Origin of the sequence: Kosakonia oryziphila, from assembly GCF_900094795.1 — a bacterium.
GTDB classification, from domain to species: Bacteria; Pseudomonadota; Gammaproteobacteria; order Enterobacterales; family Enterobacteriaceae; genus Kosakonia; species Kosakonia oryziphila.
In genome coordinates this window covers 1-2605 of record NZ_FMBC01000108.1, presented here as the reverse complement: position 1 = coordinate 2605, position 2605 = coordinate 1, and the positions used below count along the sequence as shown (strand labels likewise).

Genomic DNA, 2605 nt, shown 5'->3' with positions numbered 1-2605 from the left:
CAGCTTTACGTTCTGGTGAAATTCGTTTCACGATCTGTTCCCATCCTGTCATTAGTATTTTCGATGGGGGTGACAACTATCCTGACAGAGGGGGCGTCTGCGCTACCCGCAATATCGCGCGCCAGGTTCCGATAAGTGGCAGCGCATCTCGTGGGACGAGGCTTTTGGCCGTATAGCCCGGTTAATGAAAGATGATCGCGACGCGCATTTCGTGGAAAACAACGCGGCGGGCGTGAAAGTCAATCGCTGGCTTTCCACCGGTATGCTTTGTGCTTCGGCAGCCAGTAATGAGACCGGCATGTTGACGCAGAAATTTGTGCGCTCCCTCGGCATGCTGGCGGTAGATAACCAGGCGCGCGTCTGACACGGACCAACGGTAGCAAGTCTTGCTCCAACATTTGGTCGCGGTGCGATGACCAACCACTGGGTTGATATCAAAAACGCGAACGTGGTGATGGTGATGGGCGGTAACGCCGCTGAAGCCCACCCGGTCGGTTTCCGCTGGGCGATGGAAGCCAAAAATAACAATGATGCCACGCTGATCGTTGTCGATCCGCGCTTTACGCGCACGGCATCGGTGGCGGACATCTATGCGCCAATACGCTCCGGGACGGATATTACTTTCCTTTCAGGTGTGCTGCGCTACCTGATTGAAAACAATAAGATCAATGCCGAATATGTCAAACACTACACCAACGCCGCATTACTGGTGCGCGACGATTTTGCCTTTGAAGACGGCCTGTTCAGCGGTTATGACGCAGAGAAGCGTCAGTACGATAAAACCTCGTGGAACTATCAGTTTGATGAGAACGGTTATGCCAGACGTGATGACACACTCAGCCATCCGCGCTGCGTATGGAATCTGCTGAAACAGCATGTCGATCGCTATACGCCAGCAACCGTCGAAAACATTTGCGGTACGCCGCAAGCAGACTTCCTGAAAGTGTGTGAAGTGCTGGCCTCAACCAGCGCGGTAGACAGAACCACCACGTTTCTCTACGCGCTCGGCTGGACGCAACACACCGTCGGTGCGCAGAACATTCGCACCATGGCGATGATCCAGTTGCTGCTCGGCAATATGGGGATGGCGGGCGGCGGAGTGAATGCGCTGCGCGGCCATTCGAACATTCAGGGACTAACGGATTTAGGGTTGCTCTCGACCAGCCTGCCGGGCTACCTGACGCTGCCTTCGGAAAAACAGGCTTCTCTGCAACAGTATCTTGCGGCCAATACGCCGAAAGCGCTGTTGCCGGATCAGGTTAACTACTGGAGCAATTATTCGAAGTTCTTCGTCAGCCTGATGAAATCATTCTATGGCGACGCGGCGCAGAAGGAGAACGACTGGGGCTTTGACTGGCTACCGAAGTGGGATCAGTCGTATGACGTTATCAAGTATTTCAATATGATGGCGAAAGGCGATGTGACCGGCTACATCTGCCAGGGCTTTAACCCGGTAGCCTCATTCCCGGATAAAAACAAAGTCGTCAGTACGCTGAGTAAATTGAAATATATGGTGGTTATCGATCCGCTGGTGACCGAAACCGCTAACTTCTGGCAGAACCATGGCGAAATGAATGATGTCGATCCGTCGACCATTGCGACGGAAGTATTCCGTTTGCCGTCGACCTGCTTTGCCGAAGAAGACGGCTCCATTGCCAACTCCGGTCGCTGGTTACAGTGGCACTGGAAAGGCCAGGATGCGCCGGGTGAAGCGCTGAATGACGGGGAAATTCTCGCCGGGATTTATCACCGTCTGCGCGAGATGTACCGCACCGAAGGCGGTAAAGGCGCAGAACCGCTGCTGAAGATGAGCTGGAACTATAGCCAGCCGCACAACCCGCATTCGGAAGAGGTGGCGAAAGAGAATAACGGCTACGCGCTGGCGGATCTCTATGATGCCAACGGGCAACTGCTGGCGAAGAAAGGGCAACTGCTGAACAGCTTTGCGTTGCTGCGTGACGACGGCTCAACCGCGTCATCCTGCTGGATCTACAGCGGTAGCTGGACAGAGCAGGGTAACCAGATGGCCAACCGCGATAATGCCGATCCTTCCGGACTGGGTAATACGCTGGGCTGGGCATGGGCCTGGCCGCTCAACCGCCGCGTGCTCTATAACCGCGCGTCGGCTGACATTCAGGGTAAACCGTGGGATGCGAAACCTTCTTGCTGATTTCGTTGTTCGACATTGCCGTGATTGTCTCGGTGATCTTTTGGGTTCCGGCGCTGTTTGATAACACCGAAAGCCGCCTGCGCGAACAGTTTCATTTCCTGAAAAAACCAAGTTGGAGGAGGGGAAATGTATGATTAATCGTAGTCTGCGGGCGGTTATGAACTAAATAAACGACAGACTGCATTTAACATAATATACATTATGCGCACCAATGATAAGGAGCGCGAAAGCTGCTCAGTTCTGCCAGTAATGTAATCATCTCAACCAGTCCAAACAGCAACGCCGGAAAATAGCTCTGATCAAGGTAAAACGTATCGGTGACTTTGACGCTGTCTGCATGTTCTGTAAGTATCCCGCATAATCGTGCCATTCATATTTAGAGAGCATCCGGCATAATCAATCTTCCAACGAAGGAGATCGCTATGCGTAAAGCCC

General features: G+C 53.2%; 2 pseudogenes. Both read left to right on the top strand.

Features of this window, described 5'->3' with window-relative positions:
* Positions 1-94 precede the first annotated feature (94 nt).
* Positions 95-2158, top strand: a pseudogene (fdnG, locus tag GA0061070_RS24250) (formate dehydrogenase-N subunit alpha); the annotation flags it as partial.
* Positions 2158-2280: pseudogene (locus GA0061070_RS25770) on the top strand (MFS transporter AraJ); the annotation flags it as partial. The pseudogenes fdnG and GA0061070_RS25770, both read left to right, overlap by 1 nt.
* Between the last annotated feature and the right edge of the window lie 325 nt (positions 2281-2605).